Raw genomic sequence first — 16015 nt, 5'->3', positions numbered from 1 at the left:
TCGTATTTCAAAAAAAAAAGCATTTCGAGCTAGAAAATAATGGTCTTTGCTGCTTTTGGAGTTGGCTAAAACTTGGAAAATTTGTTGGGGAAGATAGCCTTTTCCCGTTTTACGGGTGAGCCGAAAAGCCTCCACCAATGCTCTATATTGATTTTGCTGTGAGTTCATTGATCGGTAAAAAAGAATATAAAGCAACGATGATAATAATTTTTACTCCACCGGAAATTTATACTGATCCGTTTTATTGAACTTCACATGCTATTTGCTAAACGAGTATTTGAGGGGGTAATCAAAAAAAAGCTGTAAACAAGTTGTTTACAGCTTTTCGTGTGATCGGCGGAGAGAGAGGGATTCGAACCCCCGGATCCGTGAAGATCAACGGTTTTCAAGACCGCCGCATTCGACCACTCTGCCATCTCTCCGTGGATATGGCGGCAAAAGTATATGAATTTTTTGAATCTCAAAAATAATTGGCAAAAAAAATCTTTGAAATAGAAAAAAAAAAAAGTTCAATAAAGGTTGCAAAATTGAATCATATTTTAGAATTTTATAAAACGTAAAATTTAAGCTTTCGAAAGCATTGATTTTGCTAAGGTTTTAGAAAGTTTAAATTCTTTTTTTATGCCTTGAACTTAGAGTATATTAATTATAATGTTATTTTAATCAGTTTATTTTTAACCCTAAACAAGTTTTCTTATGAACAAAGCTCAATTAATTGACGCAATTGCTGAAAAAGCTGGTCTAACTAAAGCCGATGCTAAAAAAGCATTGGATGCTTTTGTAGAATCTACAACTGACGCCTTAAAAAACGGTGACCGTGTTGCATTAATCGGATTCGGTTCTTTTGCGGTTTCAACTCGTAGTGCAAGAACAGGACGTAATCCACAGTCTGGCGCTCCTATTGAAATTCCTGAAAAGAAAGTAGTAAAATTCAAGCCAGGTGCTGAATTGAGTGATGCAGTGTAATGCGCATTATGAAAAAATAATACAGAAAAAGGGAGGTTAAAACCTCCCTTTTTTGTGTCTTTTAAATTAGTAGGGCATCTTACTTCTTTGATTCTTTGTCGTTTGAAAGTACATCGATGTCAAGTGCTCCGGTAATCTTTCCGATGTTCTCCGGATCAATGATCCCACGAATACTGATCAATGCATTGTCGTCACCTCCAACGACCAATAGTAATTCTGAAAACTTGCCACCTCCGGCATCGCGGGCAAAAAAGCGAACCACTTCATTGGCTTCGGTCACTTCCATCAAAACCTCATACTCATGATTTTTAAAGAATCCGTCTGCTTGCAGTTCTTTGTAGAAATCCAGCGAGCGGTTAAGTTCATCATCGTCGACAGCCAGAATGCGGACGCCTTCAAGGCCCGACAGCATGTTGGCTTCGGCCGATCCACTGTCGATCTTACTGGCAAAGCCTAGGAGTGCTCCGCTAATGTTGACGGTTGTGAGCCCTTTCTTGTTGGCATATTTCTCAAACAGCTTATCGACCGGGCTTTTTTGTGCCATCCCTAAAAATGGGATAAGGCAGATTAGGATTAATACGAGCTTTTTCATTGCTATTGTTTTTTTAGTTTTTCATTTATTTTTTCCACTTCCTGTATTTCCTGAAATCCTTTTTCAATTTTATTCAGACCTTTGCTTAAAGGTTGTGAGGCCTTGTTGAGTGTTTTGACCGGCTGAAGTTCTTCAATTCCCTTTTGGTAATAGCCAGCAACGTATTGTAAGGTGTTTGAAGCCGCGGTGTAAGCTTGATCAGGGTTGCTGTAGGTATCTTGCCAGGGTTTCTGATTGCTTGTCAAATTTACCGCTAGAATGGCGATCATTAGAGCTGCTGCAATTCCGCTCACTGTTTGCCACAACCATCGGTAGTGTGTTTTCTCGCGGTGTTCTTGCTCCAGGATGTGATCCATGATATCATCCTCTAGAGCTTCATCTCTTTCTTCAGCTGCAAATTCGAATAAGCCGTTAAAAAAGGACTGTTCCTGTTTCAGCTCAGGGGCTATGTTGTCGGACTTGAAGTAATCGGTCAATACCCGCTCTTCCTGCTCCGTCGTTTCACCCTCCCAATATTTTTGCAGTATTTGCTTGATTTTTTTCAATTCCATATTCTTGATATTTAAAAAGTTCATCTCTCACTTTTTTTCGTGCCCGCGATAGGTTGACACGAATCGCATTGACGTTCAGGCCTGTTTGCTCCGCAATTTCATCATAAGTCAATTGTTCAATATCGCGCATATGCATGATTTTTTGTTGCAACTCAGGCAGTCCGTCAATCAACTTCCTGATTATTCGTGCTGTTTCCGAAAGTTCCAGTTCTTCACTCAGGTCACTTTTCGTTTCATTTTGCCAGCCTGTTTGTTGTTCCTCCAACGAATAGGCTCGATTGGCTCGGTGCAAGTCGTAGCACTTGTTTTTGATCATGCGCATGGCAAATGCTTCGATGTTTTCAATTCGATCCAGATTGCTGCGTTTTTGCCAGAGTTTCAGGAACACGTCCTGAACGGCATCCCGGGCTTCTTCATCATTTTGGGTAAGCCTAGTGGCAAAACGATGAAGCTTGTTGCTTAATGGCAGGACCAATGTTTTAAACTCTTTCGCTAACATGTGCTATTCATTCTTATCTGCTTTCAAAATTAAGACGTATCCGGTGTCTTTTCATTACATCCAACTCGAATTTTAATTTAATGAACTCGTTAAGGTTGAATTATTAGGAGTATGAGAGCAAGCCTGTCTTTTGGTGGGAGGTATTTGTTTCGAAAAAGCAGACAGGAAGGTATTTGGAGCTAAAATCGTTTGAGGAATGAGTGGAGTGGTGGTGAGTTATTGCTTGTGCTTTAAAACAAAAATACCATCCGAACCTCTGTCCGGATGGCATTTTGAGTGTTGTAATATATACGTGAAGATTTGAGTGTGCTTAATACTTATTCGCCTGTTTCTTCTGCTGGTGTTTCTGGTTCAACAGGTGTCAGCTCGAAGTCAACGGTTGTGGTCACTTTAGGCTCAACAACTACCTCTTCGATTAGAAGGGGTTCATAGTCTTCCAATTCACCGGTCATGTGATAAGTACCTTCAGGAAGACCAATTATTTTGTAGTAGCCGGTTTCGTTTGTAAAACCGGAAGTGACAACGGTGTCTGGCTCCATTTCGGGTGTCAGGTTCCATACTTTGATGAGCGCGTTGGGCAAAACAACAGCCGAAGTGTCGGTAACTATTCCTTCAATTTGGCCGGTAAAACCTTCGAATACGCAGCGAACAACTGGTTTAAACAGAAAACCATTAATGCCGGCTGGCGTGTTCATGTTGCCTTGCATAACAAAGGATTTGCTGACATCAAAGTCAAGTAGGACGGTTGATTCCATCCCTTCTTCGATGGTTACCGCAGGCGCTATCTTAATTTTTAGGCCACTGGTGCTGCCGCTCGGAATTTTCAGGTCGAACTCGGTGCCGTCTTTTAGTAAAACTTTGGCATCCACAACGCGTAGTCTGATTTCGTCGTAAGTTCCTGCGTTGATATCAACCGAGGCCAGTTCCAAGGTTACTCCATTGGTTAGGTCCAGCAGGTCAATTTCATGTTCTTCTTCTGAAAGAACAATGAAGGAGCTGTTATTTTCTGCTTCCATTTCCGAGGAAGATCCAATGCTTAGCTGATCAATGGTTACTACAGTCTTGTCTACTATATCAATAGGGAAAGGCGCATCGGTAATATTTACCGTCAGCCGGCCTTTGCCATCGAGGTTTTCGATATTATTTTCGTTTTGCGAACACGCGAAAAAGAGCGTGGTAAGCGTTAAAAGTGAAATTGCAAAAAGTGATTTTTTTCTTAGTTTTTGATGTCTCATAATTAACTATATTTTTTGTGATATTTTATTTCATAATCATAAACTATGTTTTGATGCATATGAGTTATTTTACCTCGATGACAGCGTATTTTGAGATTTTCCAAAATTCTTCCGGATCTTCAATCTGCAAGTACGAAACCTGTCCATCCTCTTCCACTAAGGTATAGGAATTTGCCGGATGTTCTGAAATTATTTTCGCTTTTTTAGAGTGCAGTGGAATAGTTTTGGTCTCCAGAATATTCAATTCAGTAAAGTATTCGTCGTCAAAGTTTTCCTGGATTGTTTTGTTTTGGCCAATCCAAAGGAAACCTCCTTCTTTGGTCAGCAGTCCCTTCTCTTTTAACTCTTTGTAAGTTCCATAAGCAATGTGAGCGGTGTTCAGTTCCACTGTTTTTTGGTCAATGATGTTGAGTTTGCTTTCAAGCGTGTCCGATTGTCTCGCAATTTCGAACTCCATGTTTTCTACTTTCTGGTTTAGGTCGGCAACCAGCTGTTCTTTTTCTTCAATCACCTTGCGGAGCTCGCTCATTTCGGTCGTTTGCAGATTGACGGTTTGTGATAAGGACGCGATTTTTTGTTGGAAGCTGTTCAGTTTGATTCCTGAGTTTTTAAGCTTCTTCTCCAACTCTACAATGTGTTTGCTACTTTCTTCCAGCATCGCATTCATCAGGCTGATATCTGCAAGAATGGCCTGTTTCTGATCGATATTGCCTTCTTCGTTTTGTTCAATTGACAGCTGCTTTCTTTTTTCCTTGATGAATTTCAAGTTGTTTTCAATGTCATTGAAAGCAGTTACCAACTCATTAACCACCGAGTCGCGACCTTCAATAAGTTCGTTGAGATCCATGTTTCTTGAGGCCAGGGTGTCTACTTCTGTTTGTTTTTGAGTGTAAACATAGAATGACCCAACTGCTGCCAGCACAACGATAACAACAGCCGTGATTATAATTCCTAATTGTTTTTTTCTTGTATTGTCCATGATTTTATTCTCCATCCATTTAGTTTTTTCGGATAGGGGATAGACAAGCGCTGTGCCATGAAGAGTTGTGGTAGCTAAGTGCTTGTATGTGTGTGTTGTAGCGTTTGGTCGGAGCGAGTTTTTGTTCTCAATTTGAATACTTCTTTCGCAAATTGATAATATGGAGGGGGATTAGAACTTCGTTTTTTCCTCTTTCAGCATTCGGTAAATGGTTGCCACCCCAATGTCGAGTTTATCGGCTACTAGTTTGATGTTGTTGTCGTACTTTTCGAGGAACCGATTTACAATTTCAATGTTGTATTCGCGCATGCTACGTTCTTCCGTCAGCAGGTTGTCCATCATGTTCTGACCACCAAACACCAGACTTTCTTCTGTAATTTCAGTAGTGTCCGACAGGGTCACTGCCAATTCAATAATTGATTTGAGCTCGCGAATATTTCCCGGAAATGAATAGGACAGCAACTTTTTGCTGGCCGAAGCGCTGAGCGTTCTTTCCTCCATTTGATTTTCTTTACAGAAGGCCTGAATGAAATGTTTGGCTAAAATAATCACATCATTTCCTCGGTCGCGCAAAGGTGGCAGTTCGATGGGCAGGCCATACAGGCGGTAATATAAATCTTGCCTGAAGTTGCCGGCATTAACCTCTTCAACCAGGTTTTTGTTGGTAGCAATAATAATCCGGCAATCGGTTTTTACCGGCTCATTGCTTCCAATGCGGATGATTTCTTTTTCCTGCAAGGCCCGAAGCAACTTTGCCTGAAGGGAAATATCCATTTCAGCCATTTCATCTAAAAACAAGGTGCCTCCGGTGGCTTCCTCGAATTTGCCAATACGGCGAAAAGCGGCTCCAGTGAAGGCGCCTTTTTCGTGCCCAAATAGTTCGCTTTCTATTAAATCTTTTGGGATGGCGGCTACGTTAACCGGAATAAACGGTTTCTTGGCCCGGTTCGAGTTGTAATGAATGGCTTTGGCGACCAGCTCTTTGCCGGTTCCTGTTTCGCCGGTAACGGTTACTGAAATGTTCGTCCGGGTGGCTTTTTCAATGAGCGAGAAAATGTGTTCTGCCGCCGGACTGTTTCCGATAATGGTATTTTGATAGCTGTATTTCTTTTTAACTTCCTGACGGAGCGTAACAATTTCCTTTTTTAAACGGCTTCCCTGTCGGATGTTATTCACGGTGTTGAGTAAGCGTTCTTTAACGTCTGATGATTTGACAATGTAGTCGTAAGCTCCATGTTTCAATAATTCAACCACCACTTCAATATCGTCTTGCTCCGAAATCAGGATCACCTGGATGTCTTCATTGATGGTTTTAATCTCTTTCAGAACATCCAGACCTTTCATGTCGGGAAGGCGGTAATCCAGCGTAACAAGATCGGGTTCCTTATTTAGATTTTTCAGACATTCCTTACCACTGGAAAACGACTCAATTTCATAGTCGGGAATTAAGGACAAATTGTGAACGAGTAGTCTGTTGTACCAGTCGTCGTCTTCAACAACAAATATTTTAAAGGGTTTACTATTGTCCATGCGTTATCTCCAAAAGAGTAATTTATTCCGATTCGGTATACAATAGTATGGAAATAATTTGTGATAATGGAGTATTTGAGCCGGTATTTTAGTTGAAAAGGGGTGATGAAAATCCCTCGGATCACTAGAGTGACCTGGTGGATTAAATTCAAAGAGCTAAATAGTCGGCGACTAAGATGGAGTGTTTAAAAATGACTTTAAATAGCGGTTGGCTTCTTGAACTTCTTGTTTCACATCCTCGAACAATTGGATGATTTTTTGTTCATTTTGAGTGGTGTCGGCTTCCCGTTCCATTTCCTTGATTTTGTTGTATAGGCTTAGCGCTTTGAGGTGTTTGGTTGGAGCTGCCATTTTGTGGGCATATTCCCTGACGAGTCCCCAGTTTTTTATGCGAATGTTATTTTGAATTTCCTTCAGACCTTGTTGACTCGAACGAATGAAGATTTCGACCATTTCCCGCATAAAGTCTTTGTTGCCATCAGCCATGCGTTCAAGCTCACTCAAGTCAATCGAGCTTTTTGAGCGGCTGTTTTTTTCTGTTTTTGCTTGATTATTGCTCTTGTTGATGGTTTCTTGTATGATCTGAAATAGGTCTTTCTCGATAAATGGCTTGGACAGGAAATTATGCATACCTGCTTGTTCACATTTCTCTATATCTTCGGGTTTGCTGGTGGCGGTAAGGGCAATGATCTTGGTGTCCTGATCTCGTTTTAGAATTTGTTGGCTGGCTTCCAATCCATTTAAAACCGGCATGCGTACGTCCATGAAAATCAGGTCAAAGTGGGAGTGTCGGCTTTGGTCAACGGCTTCCTGTCCGTTGGTGCATTCCGTTACGCGGATGTTCCATTTTTCCAGAATCCCTTTAAGTAGATATCGATTAAATTCTTCGTCATCAACAATTAAAATGGAAAGTTTGCTAAAGTTGTCAGGAATGACTCGTTCCGATTTGGTTGTTACTTTGATATTTGCCGGATTGCCTTTTTGATACGGTATTTTGATTGTGATGGTGGTTCCTTGGTGGAGTTTACTGTCGATATGGATGGTTCCTCCTTGAATGTCAATTAGTTTTTTAACAATGGAAAGGCCAAGTCCGGCACCTCCTTGCTTCTTGGTTAGGTCGGTTTCCAACTGTACAAAATCATCAAAAATTACCTGATGGTTTTCCGTTGAAATTCCAATTCCGGTATCGATAACCTGAAAGGTGACCCAAGTGAGAGCTGATCCTCGCGGTTCGTTTGCTAAGACTTTTAGGGTTACGCTGCCCCGGTCGGTAAATTTGATGGCATTGTTGAGTAGGTTGATAAGCACTTGTTTCAGGCGGAACGCATCGCCACAGAGAACCAGCGGGGGGAGTTGCCGGGTATCCAAATTCAGCTCCAGTTGTTTTGTTTCAGCGTTCCCTTTGTTTAGGGTGATCACTTCGGCAAGCAGTTTATCCAGTGCAAAATCAACTTGATCCAGTTGAAGCTTCTGGCTTTCAATCTTCGAGAAATCCAGCGTGTCATTCACCAGCGAAATCAAATGCTCTGTTGAATTATAAATAATTTCCAGATCTTTTTTCCGGTCGGGGGCATCAGTCTTTAGGAGAAGCTGTTCGGTTAAGCCATAAATGGCGTTGATGGGAGTGCGCATTTCATGACTTACTGTAGCAACAAATAACTCTTTGGCTCGTGCCAGCTTTTCGGCATCGGTTTTAGCTTGGTGTAAAATGGTTTGGTAGGCCCGCGATTTATTCAGGTATCGATAAAAGATGAACAATACCAAAAGCAAGAGAATAACGGCCCCAATGGTAAACAGAGTCAGGCGTTTGTAGGTGATGGCAGCCAGTCGGTCAGCTTCCTGTGTTTTGACAAGCAGTTTTTTCTGCTCGCTGGTTTCAAGTTCCGTTATTTGTGTTTTTAGTAATTCGGTTAACTCAATATTCTTTTCGAGCAAAGTTTTTTCTTTAACAGAGAGTGCCTGATTGGAGGTTTTTATACGTTGTTCAATTTCTGCAATTTCCTGTTTGATCGTTGCTTTTTCAATTTTATTGGAGTCCACAGGTTGAAGCTGTTCTACCATCAATGTGTCTTTTCCTTTCTTCTTTTTACCAAAGATCCGCTTCAAAAGGCCCACCTTTTCTTCAACGACTGGTGCTTCTACTAAAATCGTATCTGGCTCTGTAATAGAGCTGTCTATCTTGCTGTAAAGCTCAGAGAAAGACTCATGGGTATCAACTTTAGAGTAATGCAGTGCCAAAATGTTTTCCCAGATGGATAGTTTTTCATTGGTCAGGGCGCGGATCGAGTCGATTTGCAATTTTTCATCTTCGCTGGTGAGTGCATAATCTTGTAGGTTGGTCAATTTTTCCTGAATCTCCTGATTGATTTCCCGATAGGGGTGGAAGTATTTTTCTTCGCGGGTTAAGGTGTATAGTCGAACGGTGTTTTCAACTTCGGTTAAGTCTGATTCGATATCTTTGATGAGAAGAAGTTTAAAGTCGGGACGGGCTTCCTTGTGGATGGAATCGACAATTTGCGACAGACTTTGATAGACCAGAAAGCCAGAATAGCTGACGGCCAGAACGACCAAAACCGTTAAAAGAGTAACTTGGAATTCAATCTTTATTCGTTTCATCTAAATTTGGTTGTTTAATTCAGGCCTTTCCTAAAAATACGCGGATGGTTAACCCAAAATCATCGGTCCTGAAATGAAATTTATTTATCATGTTTAACATCGGTTTCCAGTCGAGTGAAAAGCTAATAGGTGCATCATTAATGCAGTATTCGAGCCCCCCTATGGCATTGATTCCAAAAGCCGTATACTTACCATCTTCACTGTACCAAGGGTGAAGATTACTTTTCAAGTCCCAGTGGCCGATATACGCACCACCGCCGTAATACCAATTGAATCTTTTTTGTTTAAACAGATCGTTATGAACTTCATATATGGCCTGGTACAGTGAGCCGTTCCAGCGTGAAGCAATACTTAGCTCCAAAGCTTGGTTGGATGAAACAAACTGTCTAACGGTTAATCCTGCCATAGGGCCGGCCCGAAAGCCAATTGCGGTTCGGTAGTCTCGCTGGGCCTGACTATCTTTTAATCCAATAAAACAAGTGAGAACAATGAAAAGTAAAACCTGAACTGTTTTCATGGAAAATTTTATTTTGAATTAGGGTTTGAAATATCAATTGTTGTGCCGCAAATGAGCGAAGGTTTATAATTAGTTAAAGGAGAGTTGGTATTCCAACACTTCTGCTGAACGTTATGTTTTGGTCTTTTCTCATTTTGATAAGGCGGTTTCCGTTTCTGTCAATCAAAAAAGAAGGTCATGAAAATTTACGAACAACCTGCTCCCAGCGTTATGAGCTGAGTAGCTTTTCATAAATTTCGTAGTTCTCGTCATCATAAACACAGAAAGTGATTTCTTCAAACGAATCATCGTCCTTCAGAAAATCACGAACGGTGTCGATGGCAATTTGAGCTGCCAATTGTTTGGGGAAAGCATACACTCCTGTGCTGATATTGGGAAAAGCCAACGTTTTGAGGTGGTGCTCCTTCGCAATTTTTAAGCTTGAATGGTATGCGGATGCCAATTGCTCTTTTTCGTCAATCTCACCACCATGCCAAACCGGCCCAACGGTATGAATAACGAAGCGCGCTGGAAGCCGATAGCCCAGTGTTAGCTTGGCTTGGCCAGTTTCGCAACCTTTTAGTTTTTTGCACTCCTCCAGCAGCTTGGGGCCAGCTACCCGGTGGATTGCTCCATCGACTCCACCACCGCCCAGCAAGCTTTTGTTTGCTGCATTTACAATGGCATCGACATGCATTTCGGTGATATCTCCCTGATAAAGTTCAATCCGATTCATAGTCCAAATAATTTAGGGGACAAGGTACGGAAGTTCGGTTGACCTGAAAAATTAACTTCCCAGACTAATCAACAAAATTCCGGCTAAAATTCCAAGCAGGTAAATCCCCTTCTGGCGAATGTTGTGCTCATGAAACAGCAAAGCCCCGGTGGCAAAGGCTACCAAAACACCGCCTCGCCGCAAGGCTGAGATGACAGAAATCATGGAATCCTCGTAGCTTAAGGCATAGAAATAAGCGAAGTCGGCCAGGAGCAGGAATACGCCAATGGCCGGGATGCTCCATCGCCACTGGAAAGGAATACGTTTGCTTTTGGGGCGCGACCAGCGAACAACGGTCAGCACTGGCAGCATGACCGCCACTTGGTAAAATGTAAACCAAGCTTGAACCGCCAGCCGGTCAATTTGTCGGATGATGTATTTGTCGTACAAGCCGCTGGAAGCACCCAGCAATGTTGTCCCAACGATGAAAAGCACCCACGTGTTTTTGCGAAAGTTGATACCTTCCAGCTTGCCAGCTGTTGAGAGGAGGTAAAAGAAAACGAGTGTGGTGATCACACCTGTCCATTGAAGCCAATTTAGATTTTCGTGAAATAGAAGAATTGCTCCAATTAGAGTCCATATGGGCCCCGTTGCCCGGATGGGGGTAACGATGGTGATCGGGAGGTGCTTGAGGGCACTGAAGGCCAGTATCCAGCTGGAAACGACCAAGAGTGTTTTTAAAAAGATAAGACCGTGTTCACGCGCTGTAATGGCAGGAACATATAAGTGGATGGAATGGAAAAAGTCGGGGAACAGGAACGATCCAACAGTTGGTGGAAGAAACAGGAGGGCTCCGGTGATGGCTGAGATCAGCAAGACCGGGAAAACAGCATTGCCGTTTACGGACAACTTTTTAAAGACATCATAAATTCCAAGTAAAAAAGCCGACAATAAGGCCAAGAGTACCCACATAGTTTCTGATTCGTTTATTGATTCGGCAAAGCTATAAGCTTATTTTGGAACAGGCTGTAGCCGGGCGACCGGGCATACAAGGTTTAATTATTCCTTAATTCGTGCGGGTTTTGTTTCGAGCGGTTAGGTTTTGTAAGCCATAGAAGATCAGTTGTTGACGCAACCATTTTGGGCTATTGTTCATCAACTATAAAAACTATTGCTTTATGAAAAAAATCCTAACTCTTATTGCATGGGTTTCTTTTCTAACCTTTTACAATTCCCTTCAGGCTCAGGATTTTCGAGTGGGTTTGTATTCCGGAGCCAGCTTTTCGAATCTTAATGGAAATCTACAACATGATAAGTGGCCTGCCAAACCCGGATCAACTGCGGGATTAATGCTGAATTATATGTTGAATGAACGGGTAGCTCTCCAAGCAGAAGTTGGTTTAATTTCATATTACTATAAGCAGTTTCGTAGTTATGAAGCGGCTTATCCGGATGATATTTTTCCAATGCCCACGGGGTCGTTGAATACAGACTACGGAATTATTGGACCGCCAATGTATGTCCCGGCTAATCAGTCAAGGGATTACCAGTTTTTGCGTGTGCCCTTGATGCTGAAGTATAAGACGCCAACGAGGCTGGAGTTGGAACTGGGAGCCGGAATGTTTTATTCTTTTTTGATCAACGATGAGTTTACCGGGAAGGATCGGGATCTACTGCCCCCGACGCAGGATGACCAGATGGATCATTACGATTGGGGGTATTTATTTTCGGTCGGAATTTCTTATCCGCTTACTTCGCAACTTAGCCTGTTTGTGGATGGACGTTACGCTGTTGGACTCAATGAGTTTTTTCCTGTTTATGAAGGAAAAAATGAGGGAAGTGAGTTAAATTTTGGTATTCGCTATGCTTTGAAAAGCAAAAAAACAACTCCGGAAAATGGAGTTGCAGGAACAGCGGAAGACCTCGGTTCGCGATGGCGGGCAGTGCCACGGCTGGCCTATAACCTGAATTCAATCCGGAATAAAAGTGACAACCATAGCTACGAATCACATCAAGGATTTTCTGCAGGACTTAGCCTGAGCTGCCGTTTGGGCAATGGCCTTTCCATGATGAGTGATGTTTTGTTTGATCGTCGGGGGTATCGTGTTGAGGGAGAAAGTCCCTATGTTTATCGTTTAGTGTATGCTGATTATTTTGGTGGATATAAAAAGGTTGATACTAAGGTTGATTTGGACTATCTCTCTCTGCCTGTTTATTTTCGTCTGGGCTATGAGGATGAGTTGGGATTTTTTATTGATGTTGGAGCGTACGTTGCTTTTATGATGAATGCGACAAGCAAAGGCGATCTTTTTTACAAATACGCTGATAATAATAATTATCGCTATGCAAGAACTTATGTATATGATGCTGTAGAGGGCGACTTTAACAATAAGGATGCGGGGTGGCTTGTGGGGATGGGCTACCGCCTGGAGCTTTTTCATGCCTGGGTGTTGAGTTTTGAAACCCGATACACGCACGGAGTGCTGAATATCCTAGATGAAAAGCTTTCCATAGGTTATGAGGGGAATGAAAAATTCAGAAACAGCTCTTTGACACTTTCAGCCGGATTATGCATTCCATTGTTCTAATCAAACTGAAAAAAACAAAACCAATGAACTATTTAAATGGAAAAAGATATTGGCTTACGGTTCTTCAGAAGTGCTTGGTATTTTTAATGATAAGTAGTGTGGCCTGTGACCGGTATGTGGGGCCAGCCACTCAATCGATCATTCAGCTTTATCATATTGTGCAAGGCGATCAGCAAATTGGTCTTGTCGGAGAATACCTTGACAATAAGATTGGTTTGCAATTGATGGATCAGCTCCATCAGGAAAACGGCAATTATCCGTTGGAGCTGGAAGTTCTTACCGGCGGCGGGCAGCTGGATGATCAGCGATTGTTTTCTGATGCAGAAGGACAGGTTTTGACGGGATGGAAGCTGGGAGATACACCGGGCAAGCAAATGGCCCGTTTGCATTTGTTTAGCCGGCAAGGGGAATTGTTGAATCAGATTGATTTAACAGCTTATGCCTTGAAAAAGCAGGAATGGAGTGAGGTGGATTTCAAACCACACAATGATTTTGATGATGTAGTATTTGATGTTGAAAATCAATTAACCCTGGCAGTTGCAGGATGTAAGCTTTATAAGCAGGGAGAAAAACCGTACCAGTGGGACCAAATTTATGTGGAAGGTGCAAGGTGCGATGTAAGTAGTTTGGAGGTTGATTCCCAGGGCAATATCTATCGGGTAGGCTGGCGGGGACCCTTGTTTCGAAGTTCTGATCAGGGAGAAAGCTGGCAGGAGCTTACACACCCTTATGGAACAGATGGTGCCTTTTATTTTCAAATGAGTGAGAACGACTACTTGTGGGCCTTTACCTGGCAAAAGGGGATCAAGCACTCCATAGATGGTGGGCAAACCTGGATTGAAAACTATGAGGGCATGGATCCTACGCAGGAGTTGGTGGATGTTTGCAGTCTGGCCGACGGGACAATCTTTTTACTGACGCAGGTCGAGTTGAATTATACGCTATATAAATCAACCAATGGAGGTACGGTTTGGGAAGTAGTAGAGCAGTCTCCTTTGCTTCAGCGGTTGTACCTTACCGAAGAGAATGAGCTGATCAAGTTAATGCGCGATCAGGGATACAACGCTTTTTATGTCTATAAATCAGCGGATGCAGGACTTAATTGGCAACGAGTTTTTCAGGACTACGGACATACCAATTACAGAGAAAAACAGATTTTTGTGAAAACCGGAGATTATTATTACATGGCTGTTGTTGTGGGCGGTGTTTATCGTACGCGCGATTTTGTGAACTTTGAAAAGGTGTCAGCTTTAGACATACGGCAACTGTTTGCCGATCATCGCGGCAACTTACTTGGGATGGGAGGTTGGTATCACGATAAGGCCTACTATTATTTGCAATAGCCTTAGCTTCCGGTTTTACAGGCTGGTTTATGTGCTACCGGCATTTTTTAGAGCTGGCACCGCCGCCGCCCCAAAACATCATCACCCCTAGCAGGAAACCAAAGTTGTACCAGCCACCGGTGTTGGGGAAAGCGTAAATTTCATAGTCGGTAAACAAGCTGGCGATAAAGCTGAACAGGATAATGAATCCATGCAGCAGGCCGTGCAGAAAACCTGGAGGGTTGGTTATACTACCTATTGATTGGGTGGCACAGGCCGAAAAAAGGAGCAGGGAAATCAATAGAAAAAGGCTTGGGTACAAAAATCTTTTCATGGTGTTTTAGTTTGATGAAGTGATTAATCGTTTGGTAACCGTAAACGCCTTGGCCGGGTTGTGAATCAGCAACTGGTCAATGTCAGCAGTGGTGAAATCATTGGCTTGCAGGCTGGGGATCAGCGTTTCAAAAATGGGCGTATAGGGCTGAATGGCTTTGTCTGGCTGATTGGGGTCGTACCAGCCCGCATCGTGCGAAATTAAAACCTTGTCCAGTACCCCTTGCTTTTTCAGATAAATCAAGACTTCACCCTTTAGGTAATTTTCATCCCAGCCGTATTTGTCAAGCGAAATCCAGGCACCCATTCGGGCAATTGTTACCAGCTTTGTCCAGTCTTTTTCATCGCTGGCATGTGTCCAGATAAAAGCTTCGGGAGCAACGCCTTCCGCTGTCAGAATTTCCAATTGCTGAAAAGCAGGTAGTGCCGGTCCGGTGTGCGACATGATGGTTAGGCCGGTGGCTTTATGGGCGATAGCGGCCGCACGAACCAGCTTGGCGTGAAAGTCAGATAAAGGTTTTCGGTCTACTGCTGTTTTAATAAATCCGGGACGAACGCCCGACCCTTCAATGCCTTGTTCAAACTCGGCAATATAAAAGGCCGCAATGGCTTCAGCAGGCATGTCAAACACATGTTTCGGAATGAACTTATTGTTTTGAGCACCATAAAAACCGGTGTTGGTTAGGATATTTAAGCCCGTGGCGTCAGCCAATTTTTTAAGTAGAATCACGTCGCGCCCAACAAATTGAGGAGTACACTCTATAAATGACTGCACGCCGTAGGCCTTTAGTTTCTGTAATTCGGGTAAAATCCGGTCAAAGGCTTCTTGCTGGTTGTAGCTTTCGGGGTGATAATTTTCAGCTCCGGAAAAGTCAACTAAAATATGTTCGTGTGTCAGTGTTCTTCCAAGTTCATGGGGGGTGATGGTTCCGTTGACGGTGATAATGTTTCCTTCAGGCTGCTTGGAGCAAGCCAGGATAAAAATCAACGTTGAAAAGAAAATAAGATGCCGCATGGAGTTCGTTTTCAACCAAAGTTACACGATTCAGCTTGTAAGTCAAGGAGCTGCGTGTTATTTCTTGCGTCTTGAAAAAAAGCTTCTCATTTTTCGCCAATGGTGCAGTGAGTTGATGATTAATCCAATCAGCGCCAGCCCCAAAGCAATGACGTATGCATTTAGCGCCACGGAAATGCCGATGCCTGTGGAGTAGAGCAGGGTGGAGGCAGTCGTTAGGTTCTGTACGGTGTTTTCTTCCTTTGATTTCAGAATGGTGCCGGCACCAATAAAGCTGACCCCCACAATGATCGCTTGAAGTATACGGATGGGATCAACGCTGATTAATTCATGCTCGATGTTCGATTGAATGAAGTTGCTGAGTGTGGGGCTGATAGAAACAAAAAAGCAGGAAATGCTACCAACAATCATGTTGGTGCGCAAACCTGCGGGTTTCGATAGCTTTTCTCTTTCCAAACCAATGAGGCTTGAAAGGACGGCGGCAATAAGCACGTCGATTAAAATCCAAAATTGACTTTCGTAGGCAACCATGATTTCTTTTTTTTATTTATTCAACGTTTTTATTGCTGCCATAGGAA

The 16015-nt window shown here is 42.7% G+C and carries 16 protein-coding genes and 1 tRNA gene; 3 read left to right on the top strand and 14 right to left on the bottom strand.

The features are described from left to right. Window positions 1-337: 337 nt before the first annotated feature. A tRNA-Ser gene (locus ACUNWA_RS08095) sits at window positions 338-422 on the bottom strand. Between the two features lie 274 nt (window positions 423-696). Between ACUNWA_RS08095 and ACUNWA_RS08090 the strand changes: the two genes are divergently transcribed. Next, a complete protein-coding gene (locus ACUNWA_RS08090) occupies window positions 697-966 on the top strand; it encodes an HU family DNA-binding protein (protein WP_299580060.1) in 270 nt (89 codons plus the stop codon). Between the two features lie 79 nt (window positions 967-1045). Here the strand turns inward: ACUNWA_RS08090 and ACUNWA_RS08085 are convergent, their stop codons facing one another. The 10 genes from ACUNWA_RS08085 to ACUNWA_RS08040 form a co-directional block, all read right to left on the bottom strand. Further along, on the bottom strand, window positions 1046-1558 hold the full coding sequence (locus ACUNWA_RS08085; RefSeq protein ID WP_445591390.1) for a DUF4252 domain-containing protein: 513 nt from the start codon (window positions 1556-1558) through the stop codon (window positions 1046-1048). A 2-nt stretch (window positions 1559-1560) separates the two neighbouring features. After that, window positions 1561-2109 carry a hypothetical protein gene (locus ACUNWA_RS08080; protein WP_445591389.1) on the bottom strand — a complete coding sequence of 183 codons (549 nt, stop codon included), beginning with the start codon at window positions 2107-2109 and terminating at the stop codon, window positions 1561-1563. Then, window positions 2060-2608 (bottom strand): RNA polymerase sigma factor, encoded by a 549-nt coding sequence (locus ACUNWA_RS08075; RefSeq protein WP_445591388.1) that lies wholly within the window; start codon window positions 2606-2608, stop codon window positions 2060-2062. The genes ACUNWA_RS08080 and ACUNWA_RS08075 overlap by 50 nt, the downstream gene beginning before the upstream one ends. A 317-nt stretch (window positions 2609-2925) precedes the next feature. Next, the gene (locus tag ACUNWA_RS08070; RefSeq protein ID WP_445591387.1) at window positions 2926-3843 is read right to left on the bottom strand and encodes a DUF4382 domain-containing protein; all 918 of its coding nucleotides are present in this window, start codon (window positions 3841-3843) and stop codon (window positions 2926-2928) included. A 64-nt stretch (window positions 3844-3907) separates the two neighbouring features. Further along, window positions 3908-4837 (bottom strand): Cbp1 family collagen-binding glycoprotein adhesin, encoded by a 930-nt coding sequence (locus tag ACUNWA_RS08065; RefSeq protein WP_445591386.1) that lies wholly within the window; start codon window positions 4835-4837, stop codon window positions 3908-3910. Window positions 4838-4993: 156 nt separating this feature from the next. Further along, window positions 4994-6352 (bottom strand): sigma-54-dependent transcriptional regulator, encoded by a 1359-nt coding sequence (locus ACUNWA_RS08060; protein ID WP_445591385.1) that lies wholly within the window; start codon window positions 6350-6352, stop codon window positions 4994-4996. A gap of 171 nt (window positions 6353-6523) precedes the next feature. Beyond that, window positions 6524-8968 (bottom strand): response regulator, encoded by a 2445-nt coding sequence (locus tag ACUNWA_RS08055; protein ID WP_445591384.1) that lies wholly within the window; start codon window positions 8966-8968, stop codon window positions 6524-6526. Window positions 8969-8987: 19 nt separating this feature from the next. Next, the gene (locus ACUNWA_RS08050; protein ID WP_445591383.1) at window positions 8988-9485 is read right to left on the bottom strand and encodes a hypothetical protein; all 498 of its coding nucleotides are present in this window, start codon (window positions 9483-9485) and stop codon (window positions 8988-8990) included. 208 nt (window positions 9486-9693) lie between these two features. After that, complete coding sequence (locus ACUNWA_RS08045; RefSeq protein WP_445591382.1) at window positions 9694-10200, bottom strand: O-acetyl-ADP-ribose deacetylase; 507 nt, start codon at window positions 10198-10200, stop codon at window positions 9694-9696. Window positions 10201-10251: 51 nt separating this feature from the next. Continuing rightward, a complete protein-coding gene (locus tag ACUNWA_RS08040; RefSeq protein WP_445591381.1) occupies window positions 10252-11151 on the bottom strand; it encodes an EamA family transporter in 900 nt (299 codons plus the stop codon). Between the two features lie 206 nt (window positions 11152-11357). On the opposite strand from ACUNWA_RS08040, the gene ACUNWA_RS08035 reads away from it, so the two are divergent. Both ACUNWA_RS08035 and ACUNWA_RS08030 read left to right on the top strand, forming a co-directional pair. Next, the gene (locus tag ACUNWA_RS08035) at window positions 11358-12767 is read left to right on the top strand and encodes an outer membrane beta-barrel protein (protein ID WP_445591380.1); all 1410 of its coding nucleotides are present in this window, start codon (window positions 11358-11360) and stop codon (window positions 12765-12767) included. Window positions 12768-12790: 23 nt separating this feature from the next. Next, window positions 12791-14110, top strand: coding sequence for a hypothetical protein (locus ACUNWA_RS08030; RefSeq protein ID WP_445591379.1), 1320 nt, complete (start codon window positions 12791-12793; stop codon window positions 14108-14110). Window positions 14111-14144: 34 nt separating this feature from the next. Here ACUNWA_RS08030 and ACUNWA_RS08025 read toward each other — a convergent pair whose 3' ends face one another. From ACUNWA_RS08025 to ACUNWA_RS08015, 3 genes are read right to left on the bottom strand one after another with little or no spacing between them, the layout of a single operon-like run. Then, the gene (locus ACUNWA_RS08025; RefSeq protein WP_445591378.1) at window positions 14145-14423 is read right to left on the bottom strand and encodes a hypothetical protein; all 279 of its coding nucleotides are present in this window, start codon (window positions 14421-14423) and stop codon (window positions 14145-14147) included. A 6-nt stretch (window positions 14424-14429) separates the two neighbouring features. After that, complete coding sequence (locus tag ACUNWA_RS08020; protein ID WP_445591377.1) at window positions 14430-15437, bottom strand: phosphotriesterase family protein; 1008 nt, start codon at window positions 15435-15437, stop codon at window positions 14430-14432. A gap of 57 nt (window positions 15438-15494) precedes the next feature. Next, on the bottom strand, window positions 15495-15968 hold the full coding sequence (locus ACUNWA_RS08015) for an MgtC/SapB family protein (RefSeq protein WP_445591376.1): 474 nt from the start codon (window positions 15966-15968) through the stop codon (window positions 15495-15497). Window positions 15969-16015: the final 47 nt, after the last annotated feature.

The sequence above is a fragment of the Sunxiuqinia sp. sy24 genome (assembly GCF_052677165.1).
Note: the sequence above shows the minus strand (reverse complement) of the source record. Positions and strands in the feature narration are given on the sequence as shown.

Coding starts and splice junctions, on each gene's coding strand:
- ACUNWA_RS08080 (WP_445591389.1), bottom strand. CDS start 2,109: ATGGAATTGAAAAAAATCAAGCAAATACTGCAAAAATATTGGGAGGGT.
- ACUNWA_RS08070 (WP_445591387.1), bottom strand. CDS start 3,843: ATGAGACATCAAAAACTAAGAAAAAAATCACTTTTTGCAATTTCACTT.
- ACUNWA_RS08060 (WP_445591385.1), bottom strand. CDS start 6,352: ATGGACAATAGTAAACCCTTTAAAATATTTGTTGTTGAAGACGACGAC.
- ACUNWA_RS08065 (WP_445591386.1), bottom strand. CDS start 4,837: ATGGAGAATAAAATCATGGACAATACAAGAAAAAAACAATTAGGAATT.
- ACUNWA_RS08015 (WP_445591376.1), bottom strand. CDS start 15,968: ATGGTTGCCTACGAAAGTCAATTTTGGATTTTAATCGACGTGCTTATT.
- ACUNWA_RS08020 (WP_445591377.1), bottom strand. CDS start 15,437: ATGCGGCATCTTATTTTCTTTTCAACGTTGATTTTTATCCTGGCTTGC.
- ACUNWA_RS08055 (WP_445591384.1), bottom strand. CDS start 8,968: ATGAAACGAATAAAGATTGAATTCCAAGTTACTCTTTTAACGGTTTTG.
- ACUNWA_RS08025 (WP_445591378.1), bottom strand. CDS start 14,423: ATGAAAAGATTTTTGTACCCAAGCCTTTTTCTATTGATTTCCCTGCTC.
- ACUNWA_RS08040 (WP_445591381.1), bottom strand. CDS start 11,151: ATGTGGGTACTCTTGGCCTTATTGTCGGCTTTTTTACTTGGAATTTAT.
- ACUNWA_RS08050 (WP_445591383.1), bottom strand. CDS start 9,485: ATGAAAACAGTTCAGGTTTTACTTTTCATTGTTCTCACTTGTTTTATT.
- ACUNWA_RS08030 (WP_445591379.1), top strand. CDS start 12,791: ATGAACTATTTAAATGGAAAAAGATATTGGCTTACGGTTCTTCAGAAG.
- ACUNWA_RS08035 (WP_445591380.1), top strand. CDS start 11,358: ATGAAAAAAATCCTAACTCTTATTGCATGGGTTTCTTTTCTAACCTTT.
- ACUNWA_RS08085 (WP_445591390.1), bottom strand. CDS start 1,558: ATGAAAAAGCTCGTATTAATCCTAATCTGCCTTATCCCATTTTTAGGG.
- ACUNWA_RS08045 (WP_445591382.1), bottom strand. CDS start 10,200: ATGAATCGGATTGAACTTTATCAGGGAGATATCACCGAAATGCATGTC.
- ACUNWA_RS08075 (WP_445591388.1), bottom strand. CDS start 2,608: ATGTTAGCGAAAGAGTTTAAAACATTGGTCCTGCCATTAAGCAACAAG.
- ACUNWA_RS08090 (WP_299580060.1), top strand. CDS start 697: ATGAACAAAGCTCAATTAATTGACGCAATTGCTGAAAAAGCTGGTCTA.